At 71.7% G+C, this 16530-nt stretch carries 20 protein-coding genes; 15 read left to right on the top strand and 5 right to left on the bottom strand.

Annotation, left to right across the window (positions count from 1 at the left end; translation table 11 throughout):
• The first annotated feature begins 54 nt into the window (after positions 1–54).
• Both J5V96_RS16240 and J5V96_RS16245 read left to right on the top strand, forming a co-directional pair.
• Positions 55–720 carry an SDR family NAD(P)-dependent oxidoreductase gene (locus J5V96_RS16240; protein WP_208505395.1) on the top strand — a complete coding sequence of 222 codons (666 nt, stop codon included), beginning with the start codon at positions 55–57 and terminating at the stop codon, positions 718–720.
• 49 nt (positions 721–769) lie between these two features.
• Positions 770–1099: a cupin domain-containing protein gene (locus J5V96_RS16245; protein WP_208505397.1), complete on the top strand. Its 330-nt coding sequence runs from the start codon at positions 770–772 to the stop codon at positions 1097–1099.
• Here the strand turns inward: J5V96_RS16245 and J5V96_RS16250 are convergent, their stop codons facing one another.
• Positions 1100–1711, bottom strand: a complete 612-nt coding sequence (locus J5V96_RS16250; protein WP_208505399.1) for a GrpB family protein — start codon at positions 1709–1711, stop codon at positions 1100–1102.
• A 131-nt stretch (positions 1712–1842) separates the two neighbouring features.
• On the opposite strand from J5V96_RS16250, the gene J5V96_RS16255 reads away from it, so the two are divergent.
• Positions 1843–3228 carry a glycine--tRNA ligase gene (locus J5V96_RS16255; RefSeq protein ID WP_208505401.1) on the top strand — a complete coding sequence of 462 codons (1386 nt, stop codon included), beginning with the start codon at positions 1843–1845 and terminating at the stop codon, positions 3226–3228.
• 157 nt (positions 3229–3385) lie between these two features.
• Entirely contained in the window at positions 3386–4018 is a 633-nt protein-coding gene (locus tag J5V96_RS16260; protein ID WP_236015039.1) for a GntR family transcriptional regulator, read from the top strand.
• An 18-nt stretch (positions 4019–4036) separates the two neighbouring features.
• On the opposite strand, the gene J5V96_RS16265 is transcribed toward J5V96_RS16260, so the two are convergent.
• The 3 genes from J5V96_RS16265 to J5V96_RS16275 form a co-directional block, all read right to left on the bottom strand.
• Positions 4037–4462, bottom strand: coding sequence for a DUF1801 domain-containing protein (locus J5V96_RS16265; protein ID WP_307793716.1), 426 nt, complete (start codon positions 4460–4462; stop codon positions 4037–4039).
• Between the two features lie 2 nt (positions 4463–4464).
• A complete protein-coding gene (locus tag J5V96_RS16270) occupies positions 4465–5031 on the bottom strand; it encodes an HhH-GPD-type base excision DNA repair protein (protein WP_208505402.1) in 567 nt (188 codons plus the stop codon).
• Positions 5032–5284: 253 nt separating this feature from the next.
• A complete protein-coding gene (locus J5V96_RS16275) occupies positions 5285–6550 on the bottom strand; it encodes a glutamyl-tRNA reductase (protein WP_208505404.1) in 1266 nt (421 codons plus the stop codon).
• Between the two features lie 151 nt (positions 6551–6701).
• Here J5V96_RS16275 and hemE point away from each other — a divergent pair, with 151 nt between their 5' ends.
• From hemE to hemB, 9 genes are all read left to right on the top strand, one after another.
• The gene (gene hemE, locus J5V96_RS16280; protein WP_208505406.1) at positions 6702–7736 is read left to right on the top strand and encodes a uroporphyrinogen decarboxylase; all 1035 of its coding nucleotides are present in this window, start codon (positions 6702–6704) and stop codon (positions 7734–7736) included.
• Positions 7737–7815: 79 nt separating this feature from the next.
• On the top strand, positions 7816–9273 hold the full coding sequence (locus tag J5V96_RS16285) for a protoporphyrinogen/coproporphyrinogen oxidase (protein WP_208505408.1): 1458 nt from the start codon (positions 7816–7818) through the stop codon (positions 9271–9273).
• 124 nt (positions 9274–9397) lie between these two features.
• Positions 9398–9739 carry a hypothetical protein gene (locus J5V96_RS16290; protein WP_208505410.1) on the top strand — a complete coding sequence of 114 codons (342 nt, stop codon included), beginning with the start codon at positions 9398–9400 and terminating at the stop codon, positions 9737–9739.
• A complete protein-coding gene (locus J5V96_RS16295; protein ID WP_208505412.1) occupies positions 9739–10149 on the top strand; it encodes a phage holin family protein in 411 nt (136 codons plus the stop codon). Before J5V96_RS16290 ends, J5V96_RS16295 begins: the two co-directional genes overlap by 1 nt.
• The gene (locus tag J5V96_RS16300; RefSeq protein ID WP_208505414.1) at positions 10139–10423 is read left to right on the top strand and encodes a hypothetical protein; all 285 of its coding nucleotides are present in this window, start codon (positions 10139–10141) and stop codon (positions 10421–10423) included. The genes J5V96_RS16295 and J5V96_RS16300 overlap by 11 nt, the downstream gene beginning before the upstream one ends.
• Positions 10424–10543: 120 nt before the next feature.
• Entirely contained in the window at positions 10544–11251 is a 708-nt protein-coding gene (gene hemQ / locus J5V96_RS16305; protein ID WP_208505416.1) for a hydrogen peroxide-dependent heme synthase, read from the top strand.
• Positions 11248–12270 (top strand): hydroxymethylbilane synthase, encoded by a 1023-nt coding sequence (gene hemC, locus J5V96_RS16310; RefSeq protein WP_307793718.1) that lies wholly within the window; start codon positions 11248–11250, stop codon positions 12268–12270. Before hemQ ends, hemC begins: the two co-directional genes overlap by 4 nt.
• Positions 12267–13112: a uroporphyrinogen-III synthase gene (locus J5V96_RS16315; protein WP_208505418.1), complete on the top strand. Its 846-nt coding sequence runs from the start codon at positions 12267–12269 to the stop codon at positions 13110–13112. Before hemC ends, J5V96_RS16315 begins: the two co-directional genes overlap by 4 nt.
• 1 nt (position 13113) lies before the next feature.
• Positions 13114–14097: a porphobilinogen synthase gene (gene hemB, locus J5V96_RS16320; RefSeq protein ID WP_208505420.1), complete on the top strand. Its 984-nt coding sequence runs from the start codon at positions 13114–13116 to the stop codon at positions 14095–14097.
• Between the two features lie 3 nt (positions 14098–14100).
• Here hemB and J5V96_RS17165 read toward each other — a convergent pair whose 3' ends face one another.
• Positions 14101–14988: a LysR family transcriptional regulator gene (locus tag J5V96_RS17165; RefSeq protein ID WP_208505422.1), complete on the bottom strand. Its 888-nt coding sequence runs from the start codon at positions 14986–14988 to the stop codon at positions 14101–14103.
• 126 nt (positions 14989–15114) lie between these two features.
• On the opposite strand from J5V96_RS17165, the gene J5V96_RS16330 reads away from it, so the two are divergent.
• Positions 15115–15639, top strand: coding sequence for a quercetin 2,3-dioxygenase (locus J5V96_RS16330; protein ID WP_208505424.1), 525 nt, complete (start codon positions 15115–15117; stop codon positions 15637–15639).
• Between the two features lie 4 nt (positions 15640–15643).
• The gene (locus tag J5V96_RS16335) at positions 15644–16417 is read left to right on the top strand and encodes an alpha/beta hydrolase (protein WP_208505426.1); all 774 of its coding nucleotides are present in this window, start codon (positions 15644–15646) and stop codon (positions 16415–16417) included.
• Positions 16418–16530: the final 113 nt, after the last annotated feature.

Genomic DNA, 16530 nt, shown 5'->3' on the forward strand with positions numbered 1-16530 from the left:
CCGCCCCGCGCCCGCCCGACCGCGCCGCGCCACCCCCGGCGATAGGCTCCCGGCATGCCCCTCGTCCTCGTCACCGGAGCCGGCCGCGCGAACTCGATCGGTGCGGGCATCGTGCCGCGCCTGCGTGCCGACGGGTGGGACGTCGTCACGAGCGAGCTCGACGGCGGCGACTACCCCTGCGACCTCTCCAGCGCCACCGAGCCCACGGCCCTGATCGAGCGCATCACCGGCGATCACGGATCCCTCGACGCGATGGTGCTGAGTCACGCGCACGGCATCGAGTCGGGCATCCTCGACACCACGGCCGAGAGCTTCGACCGGCACATCGCCGTGAACGCGCGAGCGACCCTGCTGATGATCGCGGAGTTCGCGCGCCGGATCGGTCCCGATGGCGGTGCGATCGTCGCGTTCACGAGCGATCACGTCACGGGCAATCTGCCCTACGGATCCTCCAAGGGCGCCCTCGACCGCATCGTCATCTCCGCCGCTCGCGAGCTGGGCCCGCGTGGCATCTCGGCGAACGTCGTCAACCCCGGACCGATCGACACCGGATGGATGGACGCCGCCACCCGCGAGCACCTGCTCGCGATGCAGCCGCTCGGTCGCGCGGGCACGCCGCGCGACATCGCCGGCGTCACGTCGTTCCTGCTCTCGCCGGAGGGCCGCTGGATCAGCGGCCAGCTCCTGAACGTCGACGGCGCGTTCAGCGCGCGCTACTGATCCGCGACCACCCGTGACGCCGCGCGCTGCGCGCGGCAGGATGGCGGGCATGAGCATCCAGCTGATCGACCAGAAGGATCTCGCGGGCGGCGATCTCGAGGGCTACCTGTTCGGCTCGTCCGTGTCGGTGATCTTCCAGCGCGACACCGCCCCCGGTTTCCGCGTGCGCCTGCACCGCCACCCCTACGACGAGACCTTCCTCGTGCGGTCGGGGCGGGCCCTGTTCACGGTCGGAGACGAGCGCATCGAGGCGGCCGGCGGGCAGATCCTCGTCGCGCCGGCGCACACGCCGCACCAGTTCGAGGTGATCGGTCCGGAGCCCTACGAAGGCGTGCACATCCATGCCGCGCCGCGGTTCGAGACCGAGTGGCTCGAGTAGTCAGACAGGCAGCCCCGCGGCGCTGAAAGCGCGCGTGTAGATCTCGCGGATCACCGCCTGCTTGCGGGCGTTGTACTGCATCACGGTCTCGCCGCGGCTGTTCGCGTCCGCGGCCGACGCGCGCTTCACCGCGGCGTAGAGCAGGCGGTCGGCCTCGTCGCGGCGCAGGTGATCGCGGAAGATGCGGTGCTTCCACGGCTCCGCGGCCGAGGGTCCCCAGACGTGCAGGTTCGCCTGCGGATCCGGCAGCTTGAGGCAGCGGTGCTCCTGCCACCAGGGCTCGCGCACGGTGTGGATGAACCCCACGTCCCGCAGCGGCGGCAGCCATCCGGCTTCGTCGGCCGGATCCGCCACGATCAAGTCGACGTCGATGATCGGCTTCGCAGGCAGGCCCGGCACCGACGTCGAGCCCACGTGCTCGAGCTGCAGCACCCGCGCCCCGAGCGCCGATCGCACGATCTCGGCGACCCGCTCGTACGAGGCGGGCCACGACGGATCCGGCTCGGCGATCTCGATATCGCCCTCGCGCGTCTCGTATCCGGCCACCCACGGGGTCTCGCCGGGCGGGGCCGGCGCGTCGGAGAAACTCGTGATCTCGTGCGAAGTCGGCATCTCGTCACCCTGCCATAAGGATCGGATCCGCCCGGCGATCCTCACGGCGCCTCGCGCCTAAGATTGTTCCCATCCGCGCGCGTGTGCCCGCGCGCGCCTCTCACCCGTTCCTCCCGACCATTGGAGCCACCATGGCCGAACCCTCCCGCCTCGACAAGGTCATCAGCCTCGCCCGCCACCGCGGGTTCGTCTTCCAGGCAGGAGAGATCTACGGCGGATCGCGCTCCGCATGGGACTACGGCCCCCTCGGCACGGAGCTGAAGGAGAACATCCGCCGGCAGTGGTGGCAGACGTTCGTGCGCGGCCGCGGCGACATGGTGGGCCTCGACTCGTCGATCATCCTGCCCTCGAAGGTGTGGGAGGCCTCGGGCCACGTCGCGACCTTCACCGACCCGCTGGTCGAGTGCCTGCAGTGCCACAAGCGTCACCGCGAGGACCACCTGCTCGAGGCCTTCGAGGCGAAGAAGGGCCGCCAGCCCGGGAACGGCATGGCCGACATCGTCTGCCCCGACTGCGGCACCCGCGGCCAGTGGACCGAGCCGAAGTCGTTCTCGGGTCTTGTGAAGACCTTCCTCGGCGTCGTCGACGACGAGTCGTCGCTCTTCTACCTGCGTCCCGAGACGGCCCAGGGCATCTTCGTGAACTTCTCGAACGTGCTCACCGCCTCGCGCAAGAAGCCGCCGTTCGGTGTCGGCCAGGTCGGCAAGGCCTTCCGCAACGAGATCACGCCCGGCAACTTCATCTTCCGCACGCGCGAGTTCGAGCAGATGGAGATCGAGTTCTTCGTGCCGCCGGCCGAGGCCGCCGAGTGGTTCGAGCACTGGGTCGACGCGTGCTGGAACTGGTTCATCGACCTCGGCATCGACCCGCAGAACATGCGCAAGCTGGACATCCCGGATGGCGAGCGCGCGCACTACTCCGATCGCACGATCGACTTCGAGTACGACTTCGGCTTCCCGGGCAAGGGCTGGGGCGAGCTCATGGGTGTCGCCAACCGCACCGACTTCGACCTCACGAACCACATCGAGCACTCGGGCAGCAAGCTCGAGTACTTCGACCAGGCGTCGGGCGAGAAGTACGTGCCGTACGTGATCGAGCCGTCGTTCGGCCTCACGCGCTCGATGATGGCCTTCCTCATCGACGCCTACGAGGAGGAGGAGGTGCCGAACGCCAAGGGCGGCACCGACACCCGCACGGTGCTGCGTCTGGACCCGCGCCTCGCGCCCGTCAAGGTCGCCGTGCTGCCGCTGTCGCGCAACGAGCGCCTGTCGCCGCTGGCTCGCGAGGTGGCCGACACCCTGCGCCAGCAGTGGAACGTCGACTTCGACGACGCCGGCGCCATCGGCCGCCGCTACCGCCGTCAGGACGAGATCGGCACGCCGCTGTGCGTGACCGTCGACTTCGACTCGCTCGACGACAACGCGGTCACCGTCCGCGACCGCGACACCATGGCCCAGGAGCGTGTGCCGCTCGAGGGCCTGAACGCCTACCTCGCGGAGCGACTGCGCGGCGCCTGACCCCGCGACTGCGACCGTTCGCACAAAGGCCGGATCCCTCGGGGTCCGGCCTTCGTCGTTCGCACGCGCATTGATCGCTTTGTGGCCGGATCCTTCGCCCCCTCACGTAAACTGGGGTGGGGCAGGGAAGTCCTTCCCGCACGCCCGAACGGACCCGATGACGATGTCGATCGCCTTCACCACCCCCCTCTCCAACCGCGGACCCCGCCTGTCCGATCTCGCCTTCGAGCGCATCGCGGAGGCCATCGTCGCGGGAGCGCTGGAGCCCGGCGCGGTGCTGCGCGACGCCGACCTCGCCGCCCAGCTGGGCGTGTCGCGGATGCCGGTGCGCGAGGCGCTGCAGCGACTGGAGCGCACGGGGCTCGTCGAGACCGCCGCCTCGCGCTACACCCGGGTCACGGTGTTCACCGAGAAGCGCATCGCCGACGGCATCGAGTTCGGGGGGATGCTCTACGGCGGCGCGATGCAGATGGCGCTGCGCCGTATGGACCTGGCCACGCACCAGCGCCTGATCGAGCTGCTCGACGAGCTCTGCGAGGCGAGCGAGCCCGAGGCCGTCATCGACTCCTGCCAGGCGGCGCTCGCGTTCGCGCTCGAGAACTCGGGCAACGAGGTCATGGAGCGGCGCCGCGACGTGCAGTACCTGCTCGCGCGCCTGCGCAACGTGGCCGCCATCGCGGAGTTCGTCGATCCGATCCGGGCGCACCGCGACATGCTGCGCGCGGCGGTCGTTGTGCGCGACGCCGACACGGCCGAACTGACCGTGCGTCGTATGTACCGCATCTGCTGACGGCCGCCGACCCGCGGATCAGCCGGTGACGGTGATCCGCATGCGCTCGTCGCCGCCGGCCTCGACCCACGCGAGCGAGCGCCGGAGCAGCGCACGCAGCACGTCAAGATCCACCTCCGCGAGCTTCTTGATGTAGAGGCACGCCACACTGGTTGTGTGCGGCCCGAGCGCGGCCAGCAGCTCGGGGTACTCGCCGGCGAAGGGCGAGAGATAGAGCGTCGTTGCGGCCTTGCGGGGCGCGAACGACAGCACGGGCACGTCGCCCTCGGTGCCCGTGGGGTACACGTAGTGGCACGAGCCGAAGCCCACGATCGACCCCCACAGCCGCGGCTCGCGGCCGGAGACCTCCCGCATGAGGTCGATGACCGTCTCTGCGTCGGTGCGCCGCTGCGCGGGCGTCACCCCGGAGAGGAAGGCACCGAGGTCGCCGTCACCGGGTCGCACGGTCAGCCCTTCGCCGCGGCCTTCGCGGCGCGCTTGTTCTCTCGCACGCGTGCCAGCGTCTCGGGGCTCGTGATGTCGGCGACGGAGCGGAACGAGCCCTCCTCGCCGTAGGCGCCGGCGGCCTCGCGCCATCCGGATCCCTCGAAGCCGCACTGCTTGCCAAGCAGCGCCAGGAAGATCCGGGCCTTCTGATCACCGAAGCCCGGCAGGGCCTTGAGGCGCGTGAGCACCTGCTTGCCGTCGGGCTCGCCGCGGGTCCACAGGGCGGCGGCGTCGCCGTCCCAGTCGTCGACGAGCGTGCGGCACAGCGTCTGCACCCGGCCGGCCATCGATCCGGGGAAGCGATGCACGGCGGGCGTGCGAGAGAAGACCTCCGCGAATGCCTCGGGGTCGTAATCCGCGATCGTGGCGGCATCGACGGATCCGATCCGCTCCCGGATCTTCGCCGGTCCCGTGAACGCCGTCTCCATCGCGATCTGCTGATCCAGCAGCATCCCGATGAGCAGGGCCAGCGGGTTGTCGGTCAGCAGCGCGTCGGCGGCGGTGTCTCCCGTGATGTGAAGGGCCATGATTCCAGTGTGTCAGCCGTCTGCTCTCCTCGAGCAGGCTCGCCCTCGCTTGTGTTCGCTTCAACTTGAGCGCTGCTGCCCTGGTTCTTCGTGCGGTCAGAGGGCCAGCCACTCGGGTGTGACGCTGCCCCCTTCGCCGCGCGGCGCGGGATCGCGGAGGCCGCGGCCGAGCGCGAGGGGCACACGGGTCTGCACCCGGTTGTGCGACAGATCGCGCCGCGGGAGGTCCCTCCGCGGGAGTGACGCCGCGGGCTCAGCGCGTGGCGATGGCCCCGGTCACGGGGCAGGCGACCTCGACGGGCGCCGGCTGGACGGTGCCCTCGGGCAGCGTCGGGCGCGCGTCGACGCCGAACAGCGTCTCGATCGCCGCGAACACCTCGTCGGCACGGCCCTGCATCGCGTAGTCGGCGGCGCGGGTGGTGGGGGTGTGCAGCAGCCTGCCCACGAGGTGGCGCAGGGCCCCCTCCGATTCGGGGTGACGCGCGATCTCGTCCTCGAGCAGCCCGAAGGCGTGCTGCCGCAGGGCGACGATGGCGGGCTGGGCCCCGCGGCTGCGGCGCACGTCGGCGAAGCGCGCGGCGGCGTCCTTCACCATGGCGCGGGCGGCGTCGGTGGCCTGCAGCTCCTCGAGGGGCGCGTGCACGCGGATGGTCTCGAGGTCGAGCAGCGTGACACCGGCGACGTCGGCCGTGGCGGGGTCGACGTTGCGGGGAAGGCCCAGGTCGATCACGAACAGCGGCTTCGCCAGGCCCGCGACGGTGTCGGGGGTGACGACCGGCTCATCCGAGTTGGTGCAGGTGATGAGGATGTCGCTCGCCGTGGCGGCGGCGACGAGGCCGGCCTTGGTGACGTGCCCGATGCCGTACTTGTCGCCGAACATCTTGCCGCGGCCCGAGCTCGAGTACACGGTGATGTCAGTGACACCGCGGTCGCGCAGGGCGGCGATCGTGGCGGCGGCGTACATTCCGGTGCCGAAGAGCAGCACCTTCTGCGTGGTCCAGTCGGCCAGACGGCTGTCGGTCAGCTCGAGCGCGAGGCGCACGAGCGAGCGGCCGGCGCGGCCCAGGGCCGTGGCGTTCTTGATGGCCTTCTGCGTCTCGGTGGCGCGCTGGAACATCCGCTCGAGATCGCTGGTGGTGGTGCCCTGATGGCGGGCGTCGGTGAGCGCACGGCGCACCTGGCCGCCGATCTCGCCCTCGCCGATGACAACCGACTCGAGGCCCGCGGCGACCGCGAACAGGTGCTCGGCGGCCTTGCCGTCGGTCTTGACCGTGTAGCGCCCTGCGAACTCGGCGGCGTCGATGCCCGCGGCCTTGCTCATGGCGTCGATGATGACCTCGGCCGAATCGGCCGTCTCGGTCTCGACGTACGCCTCGATGCGATTGCAGGTCGAGAGCACGACCACGCCGTCGACCGAGGGGGCGATGAGCGGCGCGATGTTCTCGGCTCCGGGCGCGGACAGCTGCTCGAGCACGTCGAAGGGCGCGGTCTTATGACTCGCGGACACACACAGCAGCACACTGGGATTCTACGCCGCGTCGAAGAGCAGGGCTGAAATGATCCTGAGCACCGCCGCGACTGTTTCGACGTCGAGACTCCGCGGATCCGCGGGCCGGGCCCGATCCGTCATCTCACGGCTTTCAAAGGGGCCCGCGTGGTGAGATGGATCTATGCCCGACGCCAACGCGCCTCTCCTCCGTGCACTGCGGGGGGACCGCCCCGACACCGCGCCGATCTGGTTCATGCGCCAGGCCGGGCGCTCGCTCCCCGAGTACCGGGAGCTGCGCGTCGGAACGCACATGCTGGACGCGTGCCTGACCCCGGATCTCGCGGCCGAGATCACGCTGCAGCCGGTGCGCCGTCACGGCGTCGACGCGGGCATCTTCTTCAGTGACATCGTGGTGCCGCTGCGCCTGGCGGGCGTCGAGGTCGAGATCGAGCCGGGCCGCGGCCCGGTGTTCGCCTCGCCCATCCGCACGGCCGACGACGTCGCACGCCTCACGTCGATCGACCCGGCGGCTGTCGCCGCGGCGGGCGACCCCATCCGCGAGGCCGTGCGCCTCACCGTGGCCGAGCTCGACCAGAGCGGCCGGCCGCTCATCGGCTTCGCCGGCGCGCCCTTCACCCTCGCGGCCTACCTCGTCGAGGGCGGTCCCTCCAAGGAGCACCTGCGCGCCCGCGCCATGATGCAGGCCGACCCCGAGTCCTGGCACCGCCTGGCCGGCTGGCTCTCGGGCGTCTCGCGCGCCTTCCTCCAGACGCAGATCGAGGCCGGCGCCGCCGCGGTGCAGCTGTTCGACTCATGGGCGGGCTCGCTGCGGCCGGACGTCTACCGCGAGTTCGTCGCGCCCCACTCGAAGGCCGCGATCCAGGATCTGCCCGTGGACGTCATCCACTTCGGCGTCGGCACGGGACCCTTCCTCGGCGACATGCGTCTGGACGGCGCGGCCTCGGCCGTGGGCGTCGACTGGCGCCTGCCGCTGGACGAGGCCGCCGCGGTGGTCGGCCCCGACACGACGCTGCAGGGCAACATCGACCCGGCCCTGCTCGGCGCCCCCTGGGAGGTGCTCGAAGCCCACGTGCGCGACGTCGTGGAGCGCGGACGTGCGGCCCGCGCGCACATCGTGAACCTCGGACACGGCGTGCCCCCGGAGACCGACCCGGCTGTGCTCACCCGCATCGTCGAGCTCGTCCACTCCCTCTGATGTCCATCGCGTCGGCACTGCGTCCGCTCCTCGAGCGAGCGACGTGCATCGTGACGCCCCAGCCTGCGAGCGACTTCTTATGACCGATCTGCCCGGCGTCGGCGACCTGCACGACAAGGCCGTATCCACTCGCGTCGTGGTGGTCGGCGGCGGCATCGGCGGCCTCATCGCCGCTCGCGAGTTCGCCAAGCTCGGCATGACCGTGACGCTGCTCGAGGCGTCGTCCACGCTCGGCGGCGCGATCCGCGGGGGAGTGGTCGACGGCATCGCGCTCGACCTCGGGGCCGAGAGCTTCGCCACCCGCGGCGGCCACGTGCGCGCGCTGGTCGACGAGCTGGGCCTCGGATCGGCGGTCGTCGCCCCCGCGCCGGGCGGCGCGTGGGTCGCGGGGCTGCCGGGCGGCAAGGCGGCGCCGCTGCCGAAGGGCGGGGTGCTGGGCATCCCCGCGAACCCGTTCGCCGAGGACGTTGTGCGCGTGATCGGGTGGGGTGGCGCGTGGCGCGCCTACCTCGACCGCCTGCGGCCGCCGCTGACCATCGGCCGCGCCACCTCGCTCGGCAAGCTCGTGCGCTCGCGTCTCGGATCGGCGGTGCTAGACCGTCTCGTCGCCCCGGTCACGAGCGGCGTCTACAGCGCGCGCCCCGACGACATCGACCCCGACATCGCCGCCCCCGGGCTGAACGCGGCGCTCACCCGCACGGGATCTCTCACCGGCGCGGTCGCCGAGCTCGCCGCGCCGCGCGCGGGCAAGAAGCCCGGATCCGCGGTGCTGGGCATCGACGGCGGCATGGTCCGCCTCGTCGACGCGCTCGAGGAGGCGCTCGTCGCCGCGGGCGTGGACGTGCGCCTGTCGACCCCGGTCTCGGCCCTCGAGCGCGACGGATCCGGATGGATCCTGTCCGTTCCGTCCTCCGACGGCGAGCCGGCGGTGATCGAGGCGGATGCGGTGATCATCGCGACCGAGGAGGCGGCGGCGCGCCGCCTGCTCGCTCCGCACGTCGAGGGCCTGGACGCCGAGCCGGCCGTGCCCGGGCCGGTGGTGCACATCGTGACGCTGGTGCTGGCCGCGCCGACCCTGGACGACGCGCCGCGCGGCACCGGAGTGCTCACGGTGCCCGGGTCGTTCCGCGCCAAGGCGCTCACGCACGCCACGGCGAAGTGGGAGTGGGTGCGCGAGGCCGCCGGCGCCCGACACGTGGTGCGCGTCTCGTTCGGTGCGCAGGGCGAGGCGCCCGTGACCGACGGGCTGACGGACGACGAGATCGCCGCCCTCGCGCTCGAAGAGGCCTCGCGCCTGCTGGGCGTGCCGCTCACGGGCGACCAGCTCACGGGCTTCGCGATCGAGCGCTTCACGCAGTCGCAGCCGGCCGCCACCATCGGCCTCCGCGAGAAGACCGCGAGGACGCGCGACGCGATCCGATCCGTGCCCGCCCTTGGCGCCGTCGGCGCCTGGCTGGCCGGCACGGGCCTCGCCCAGGTGGTGCCCGACGCGGTGGCCGAGGCCGACCGCCTCCGCCGCGCCGCGCTGTTCCGCTGACAGCGAGCGGCTGGGCCCGCTTGGGGTGGAAGCGGACGCGTCCGACTCTGTCAAGTGCATGCGCGGCTCGGCATACGGCGCTAGCGTGGACTGCGAACCACCATCGGCGACGTGAGGAGAACCCATGCGGGGCAAGTTCGGACTCGTGATCGGTCTGGGTGTGGGCTACGTGCTCGGCAGCCGTGCCGGACGTGAGCGCTACGAGCAGATCAAGACCCAGGCCCTCAAGGTCTGGAACCTCGACCCGGTGCAGGCGCAGGTCGAGAAGGTCAAGGACATCGCCACCTCCAGCGCGCTCGCGCTGCCGCGCACCGTGTGGAGCGCCGGGGTGGGCGTCTACAAGGCCGTGTCCAAGCAGCAGACGCCGGGCACCAAGCTCGACGCCGGCCTGAAGGCCGCGAGGAACTCGGCGGATGACGTCAAGAAGGCCGCCGAGGCCGACGTCGAGAAGGTGGTCGGCGACTGATGGCCGTGCGCTCGCCGCTGCGAGATCGTGCGGACGACAGCCTTCTCACCCTCGTCCAGGACGTCCCGCAGCTCGTCAAGAACCTGATCGTCGCGGAGTTCAACGCGGTCAAGGGCTGGCTCGTCAAGACCGCCACCGACGCGGGCATCGGCACGGGCCTCATGTTCGTGGCGCTGTTCTTCATCGCCTGGGTCATCCCGATGTTCCTCGTCTTCCTCACCGCGCTGCTGTCGCTGTGGCTGCCGGTGTGGGCGTCGGCGCTCATCGTGATGGGCGTGGGGGTGCTGCTGGCCATCGCGGCGGGTGCCGCGGGCCTTGTGTTCTACAAGAAGATCGGCAGGCGCGAGAGCCCCATCCAGGCCGCCAAGACCGATGTGAGCATCGTGAAGGAGTACGCGAATGAGTTCTGAGGCCGTGTACTCCAGCCGCACGCCGCGCACCGTCGTGCCGAGCGGCATCGACGACCCCGTGCTGCTCGCGCGCGCCGAGCTCTCGGCCGCGCTCGCCGCGATCGAGTACAAGGGCAACATCCCCGCGCGGGCGTCCGAGAAGCTCGCGGACGCCTCCGTCAAGGCCCGCGCCTTCGCGGAGAAGGAGCCCGCCACCGCGCTCGTCGCGGCCGTCGGCATCGCCGTCGCCGTGGGCGCTGCCATCTGGGGCCTCGCCCGCCTGATCTCGCGCTGAGCGGGGCGGGACCCGGCTCGGATCCGTCCGTCTCTCGACGTCGAAGAACTCCCGCGAAACGAGACCTCCTCGTGACCGGGCCGGTTTTGCCGTGCCCTGGCGCAGAGAGAGGATGGAAGCATGGCTGACTCGATCCACGGCACCTCCGCAGCGTCCGCAGAGCCCGAGACCCTCGGCGACAACTACAGCCTCTGGGCGGTGTGGCGCCGCGACCCGGCTCGTCCCCTCTCCGAGGGCGACGCCGTCGAGCTCGAGAACATCGTCGCGTTCCTCGCGGAGGGCGGCGTGACCGTGCGCGGCTTCTACGACGTCTCGGGACTGCGCGCCGACGCCGACCTCATGGTCTGGCTGCACGGCCCCGTCGCCGAGGACCTGCAGAAGGCCGTGCGTCGCCTGCGCCGCACGAGCCTCATCTCGCCGCTGCTTCCCACGTGGAACGCCATGGCCGTGCACCGCGACGCCGAGTTCAACAAGCGTCACGTGCCCGGATACATGCGCGGCATCCCGGCCAAGGGCTGGCTGACGGTCTACCCGTTCGTGCGCTCCTACGAGTGGTACCTGCTGCCGGAGGAGGAGCGCAGCGCGATGCTGCGCGACCACGGCATGAAGGGCGCGGCCTTCCGCAACGTCACCGCGAACACCATGGCCTCCTTCGCCCTCGGCGACTACGAGTGGATGCTGCCGATGGAGGCAGATGAGCTCACCGACCTCGTCGACATGATGCGCGAGCTGCGGTACACCGAGGCCCGTCGCCACGTCCGCGAGGAGGTGCCCTTCTTCACGGGGCGCCGGATCGAGATCGCCGAGATCGCCGAGATCCTGTCGTGACCGTGCTCTCGGGCGAGCCGATCCGGCTGGGCACCCGCCGCAGTGCGCTGGCGATGACCCAGTCGAGCCACGTCGCGCGCGCCCTGGAGCAGGTCTCCGGCCGCCCGGTCGAGCTGGTCGAGATCGTCTCGGAGGGCGACACCAACCGCGGCTCGCTGTCGCAGCTCGGCGGCACGGGCGTCTTCGCGACGAGCCTGCGCGAGTCGCTCAAGCGCCGGGAGTGCGACCTGCTTGTGCACTCGCTCAAGGATCTGCCCACGGCGCAGCCCGAGGGCTTCGTGATCGCCGCGAACCCGCTCCGTGCTGATCCGCGTGACGTGATCCTGACCGCCGACGGCACGCCCCTCGAGAACCTGCCCGAGGGGTCGGTCGTCGGCACCGGATCACCGCGCCGCATCGCGCAGGTGCTGCGCGTGCGCCCCGATCTCGAGATCCACGACCTCCGCGGCAACGTCGACTCCCGCATGCAGCGAGTCGTCGACGGCGAGCTCACCGCCATCGTGCTGGCCGCTGCGGGCCTCGCGCGTCTGCGCCCGGACAGCCCGCTCGTCTACGAGAACCGCGACCTCGACGGCTGGCCCACGGCCGCCGGCCAGGGGGCGCTCGCGGTCGAGACCCTCGAGGACGGCGATCCGGATCTCCTCGCGGCGATCGCGATGCTGGACGACGCTCCCACGAGATTCGCAGTGACCGTGGAGCGAGCGGTGCTCGCGGGCATCGAAGCGGGCTGCCACGCCCCGGTCGGCGTGCATGCCCGTCTGGACGGCGGCAGGGTGCATGTGCGCGCCTCCGTGTACGGACTTGCCGGTGAGCGGGCCATCGAGGAGGTGCTGTCGGAGGACGTGTCCATCGACACGCCCGGTGAGGGGTATATTCGTCCGCAGGGCAGCGGCAACGGAGCGGATGCTGCCGACGGCGTGGATCAAATCGACCATGCTCGCGATATCGGCAACGGTATCGCTCGTCGGCTGCTCGAACGTGGGGCGGCCGACCTCGTATCGCGAGAGTCCCCCCTATGAATTTCGAAACATCTTCTCGACCGGGTAAGCCTCTGACCGGATGGCGTGTGCTTGTGCCGCGCGGCGGTCCCTGGGGCGACCAGGTCGCCGCGAACCTGCGTGCCAAGGGAGCGATCCCCGTCATCGCGCCGATGATCAACTTCGCGCCGACCGACGACACCGCCTCGCTCGAGTCGGCCCTCGCCGACCTCGCGGCGGGGAAGTTCGACTGGCTCACGCTGACCAGCGCCACCACCGTCGACGTGCTCTCCGCCTACCAGGCGAAGATCCCCGAGACGACGAAGGTCGCCGCCGTGGGCGAGACCACGGCCGCCGCCCTCACCGCGGTCGGCTACAAGGTCGACCTCGTGCCGGAGGACGACAACTCGGCCGCCGGCGTCGCCCAGCAGCTGAACGCGCTCGAGACCTCGCCCAAGCGCATCCTGGCGCTGCGCAGCGAGATCGCGAAGCCGGTGCTGTCGGTCATGCTCGCCGAGGCGGGTCACGACGTCGCCAGCGTCGTCGCGTACCGCACGATCGGCGTGCCCGCCCGAGAGAGCGTGGTGCGCGATGTGACCTCGGGTCGCATCAACGCGATCCTCGTCACCTCGGGTTCGGTCGCCCAGCAGGTGCGCGAGCAGTTCCAGAGCATCGCCGACACGACGATCATCGCCGCCATCGGCCCGCGCACCGCGCATGACGCCGACCTGATCCACCTGCCGATCCAGGTCATCGCGCCCGAGCAGACGGTCGAGTCGCTCGTCGAGGTGCTCGAGACGATCCCGGTGCCGGAGCCGTCGCCCGAGGCGCTGGCCGTGCCGACCACCGGTCCCACTGGCATCATCCCGGTCCAGGGCGCCTGACGTGAGCTTCCCGACTCACCGCCCGCGCCGCCTCCGGCAGTCGCCGGCGGTGCGCCGCCTCGTGCGCGAGACGCACCTCGTGCCGTCGCAGCTCGTGCTGCCGATGTTCGTGCGGGAGGGCATCTCCGCCCCCGCCGACATCGGGTCGATGCCCGGCGTGCAGCAGCACACTCTCGACTCGCTGCGCCGTGCCGCCGTGTCGGCGGCCGAAGCGGGTGTCGGCGGCGTGATGCTGTTCGGCGTGCCCGCCGTGCGCGATGCGAACGGATCGGGCGCGACGGATCCGGATGGCATCCTCAATGTCGCCACCGCCGCGGTCGTCGAGGAGGTCGGCGACGCGCTCGTTGTGCAGACCGACCTGTGCCTCGACGAGTTCACCGACCACGGCCACTGCGGTGTTCTCGCAGCCGACGGCACCGTCGACAACGACGCCACGCTCGAGCGCTACACCGACATGGCGCTGGCTCAGGCGCGAGCGGGATCCCACCTGCTCGGGCTGTCGGGGATGATGGACGGCCAGGTGGCCGCGGTCCGCGACGCGCTCGAGGCCGAGGGCTTCGTCGACACCCTGATCCTCGCCTACTCGGCGAAGTACGCGGGGGCCTTCTACGGCCCGTTCCGCGAGGCCGTCGACTCGCAGCTCAAGGGCGACCGGCGCCAGTACCAGCTCGACCCCGGCAACGGCCGCGAGGGCGTCAAGGAGGCGCTGCTCGACGTCGAAGAGGGCGCCGACATCGTGATGGTCAAGCCCGCGCTGCCCTACCTCGACGTGCTCGCCGACGTGCGCGCGTCCGTCGACATCCCGGTGTGGGCCTATCAGGTCTCGGGCGAGTACTCGATGGTCGAGGCGGCGGCCGCGAACGGCTGGATCGATCGCCGCGGCGCGATCCTGGAGTCGCTGCTGTCGATCCGACGGGCCGGGGCCGACGCGATCCTGACCTACTGGGCCACCGAGGCCGCGGGCTGGCTGCGCGAGCAGCTCTGAGGTTCAGGCCGCGTCGCGCACGCGGCGGGCGACGGCGAGGAACGCCGCCACGGGCGCGGTGACGGGCCCCGCACGCCAGGACAGGTCGATCCGCGCGGGTGGGATGTCGTCGATCGGCACGAACGCGAGGTCCTCGCGCCGGTAGTGCGTCTCGGCGGATGCCGCTGCGATGTTGACGCCGATGCCCGCCGCGCACAGTTCCATCAGGCCCTCGACGCCATCCGCCCGCGCCACGACGCGCGGACGGATCCCACTGGGGCGCGGATCCACGAGCCACCAGTCGCGCACCGGTGGCGGGACGTCGCCGATCGTGACGAAGCCGAGCTCGTCGGTGTCGGCGATCGCGACCGACGAGCGCGAGGCGAGCGGGTGATCCGCCGACACCACGAGCACCCGCGTCTCGTCGGCCAGGCGCTCGGTGACGATCCCCTCTCCGGAGGCCTCCTCGGCGGGCCCGATCACCAGATCCACGTCGCCGTGCCGCAGGGCCCGCGCGCCCTCGAAGAACGCCAGTCGCACGAGCTCGACGCGCACCCGCGGCTCGCCCTCGACCACCTGACGCAGGATGCGGGTGGTCACGCCGCCCGCGCCCGCGGCGACCACGCCCACCCGCAGCACGGCCAGCGCCTCGCCACCCGGTCGCCATCTGTCCACGGCGCGATGGGTGCGCTCGGCCTCGCGGGCCAGGGGCAGCAGCTCGCGACCGGCCGCGGTGAGGGTCACCCCGCGGGGGTCGCGCTCGAACAGCCGGGCGCCCAGCGCGCGCTCCAGCCGGGCGATCTGCTGGCTGAGCGAGGGGGCGGCGATCCGCAGCCGGTCGGCCGCTCTGCCGAAGTGCAGCTCGTCGGCAACCGCCACGAAGTACCGCACCTGCGCCGCCGTGACGTTCACAGAGCCATCTTAGGCTCCGCCTCATGCTCGTTCGGGGAGCGGTCCTGGAAGGCGGCGGCCGGCGCGAGGAGGCTGGAGACGGCCCGCGACCGCGGTGCCGCCGTCACTCGCAATAAGGAGGTTGCCGTGACCGAGATCGTGTCCGCGCTGCCCGCGACCCCCGCCCCCTACTTCCTCGACCAGGTCGAGGGCGACAAGCTCGTGATGTTCGACCAGCTCTTCACCCTGGTGACGACGAGGCCGCAGACCGAGGGTCAGTTCGACGCCTTCTTCACCGACGGCGCCCCCGGCCGACCCGTCCCGCCGCACTTCCACGCGCACACGCACGAGACCTTCTTCGTGGTGGAGGGCGCCATCCAGCTCTGGCTCGATGACCGCAACGGGTTCCGCGAGACCCGCATCCTCGAAGCGGGAGGCTTCGGCTATGTGCCGAAGGACACCATCCACTCGTACCGGATCGTGAAGACCGGCCGCATCTTCGGGGTGACGAGCGCCGGGTTCTCCGACTTCTTCCGCGCGGTCGGGAAGCCGACCGACACGGCCGGCATCCCCGAGCCCGCCGACTTCCACATCCCGTCGCCCGAGTTCATGGCGCAGCAGGGCGCCCTCCACGACGTCAACTTCGTGCCCGGCTACGAGCTGTGGGACTGACCGCGTGACGGAGCTGCGCGACATCCGGTTCTCCGCCGTGCCCGGCTTCCGGCCGCTCGCGCTCGACGTGCTGCGGCCGGAGGGCGACGGACCGCATCCGGTCGTCGTGTTCGTGCACGGAGGCGGCTGGCGCGTCGGCGACCGTCGCACCTTCGTGCCCACGTTCCCGGAGGCGCAGGGCTTCGACCGGATCCGCGCCGCAGGCTTCGCCGTGTCGTCGATCGACTACCGGCTCACGGGCGAGGCGATCTTCCCGGCGCAGCTCGACGACGTGCGCGCGGCGCTCGCCTGGGTGCGCGCACACGGACCGGAGCACGGCCTCGACGAGACGCGGATCGTGCTGTGGGGTGAGTCGGCCGGCGCACACCTCGCTGCGCTCGCCGGGCTCGATCGCGCATCCGGTGTGCGCGGGGTGGTGGCCTGGTACGGGCCCGCCGATCTGCTCGCCTTCCCGCCGCCCGGGCCGGAGCATGACCGCCCGACGCGCGAGGAGTCGCTCGTGGGAGGACCCATCCCGGAGCGGACCGCCCTGGCCCGCGCGGCGAGCCCGGCCCGGCAGGCCCATGCCGAGGCACCGCCGTTCCACATCGCGCACGGCGCCGCCGACGACCTCGTGCCCCCGGCCCAGAGTGTCGCCCTGCATGAGGCGCTGCGGTCCAGCGGGGCGGAGAGCACGCTGACGCTCGTGCCCGGAGCGGGCCACCTGTGGCGCGGGGTCGCCGATCCGGCCGCCGTGATGGATCCGGCGATCGCATTCGCGAGGCGCGTCACCGCGTGACGCCGAGCGGCCGAGGCCGCATACAGAGAGGGGGGGGGGGGGGGGGGGGCCCCCCCCCCCCCCCCCGCCCCCCCCCCCGCCCCCCCCCCCGCCCCGCCCCCCCCCCCCCCGCC

The organism is Microbacterium stercoris (genome assembly GCF_017592545.1).
Classification (GTDB): Bacteria; Actinomycetota; Actinomycetes; order Actinomycetales; family Microbacteriaceae; genus Microbacterium; species Microbacterium stercoris.

Bases quoted from the DNA above. Each gene is read 5' to 3' on its own strand.
- hemQ (WP_208505416.1), top strand. From the start codon at position 10,544: ATGGCTGACTCGATCCACGGCACCTCCGCAGCGTCCGCAGAGCCCGAG.
- J5V96_RS16295 (WP_208505412.1), top strand. From the start codon at position 9,739: ATGGCCGTGCGCTCGCCGCTGCGAGATCGTGCGGACGACAGCCTTCTC.
- J5V96_RS16245 (WP_208505397.1), top strand. From the start codon at position 770: ATGAGCATCCAGCTGATCGACCAGAAGGATCTCGCGGGCGGCGATCTC.
- J5V96_RS16285 (WP_208505408.1), top strand. From the start codon at position 7,816: ATGACCGATCTGCCCGGCGTCGGCGACCTGCACGACAAGGCCGTATCC.
- J5V96_RS16255 (WP_208505401.1), top strand. From the start codon at position 1,843: ATGGCCGAACCCTCCCGCCTCGACAAGGTCATCAGCCTCGCCCGCCAC.
- J5V96_RS16290 (WP_208505410.1), top strand. From the start codon at position 9,398: ATGCGGGGCAAGTTCGGACTCGTGATCGGTCTGGGTGTGGGCTACGTG.
- J5V96_RS16300 (WP_208505414.1), top strand. From the start codon at position 10,139: ATGAGTTCTGAGGCCGTGTACTCCAGCCGCACGCCGCGCACCGTCGTG.
- J5V96_RS16240 (WP_208505395.1), top strand. From the start codon at position 55: ATGCCCCTCGTCCTCGTCACCGGAGCCGGCCGCGCGAACTCGATCGGT.
- J5V96_RS16315 (WP_208505418.1), top strand. From the start codon at position 12,267: ATGAATTTCGAAACATCTTCTCGACCGGGTAAGCCTCTGACCGGATGG.
- J5V96_RS16260 (WP_236015039.1), top strand. From the start codon at position 3,386: ATGACGATGTCGATCGCCTTCACCACCCCCCTCTCCAACCGCGGACCC.
- J5V96_RS16270 (WP_208505402.1), bottom strand. From the start codon at position 5,031: ATGGCCCTTCACATCACGGGAGACACCGCCGCCGACGCGCTGCTGACC.
- J5V96_RS16250 (WP_208505399.1), bottom strand. From the start codon at position 1,711: ATGCCGACTTCGCACGAGATCACGAGTTTCTCCGACGCGCCGGCCCCG.
- hemE (WP_208505406.1), top strand. From the start codon at position 6,702: ATGCCCGACGCCAACGCGCCTCTCCTCCGTGCACTGCGGGGGGACCGC.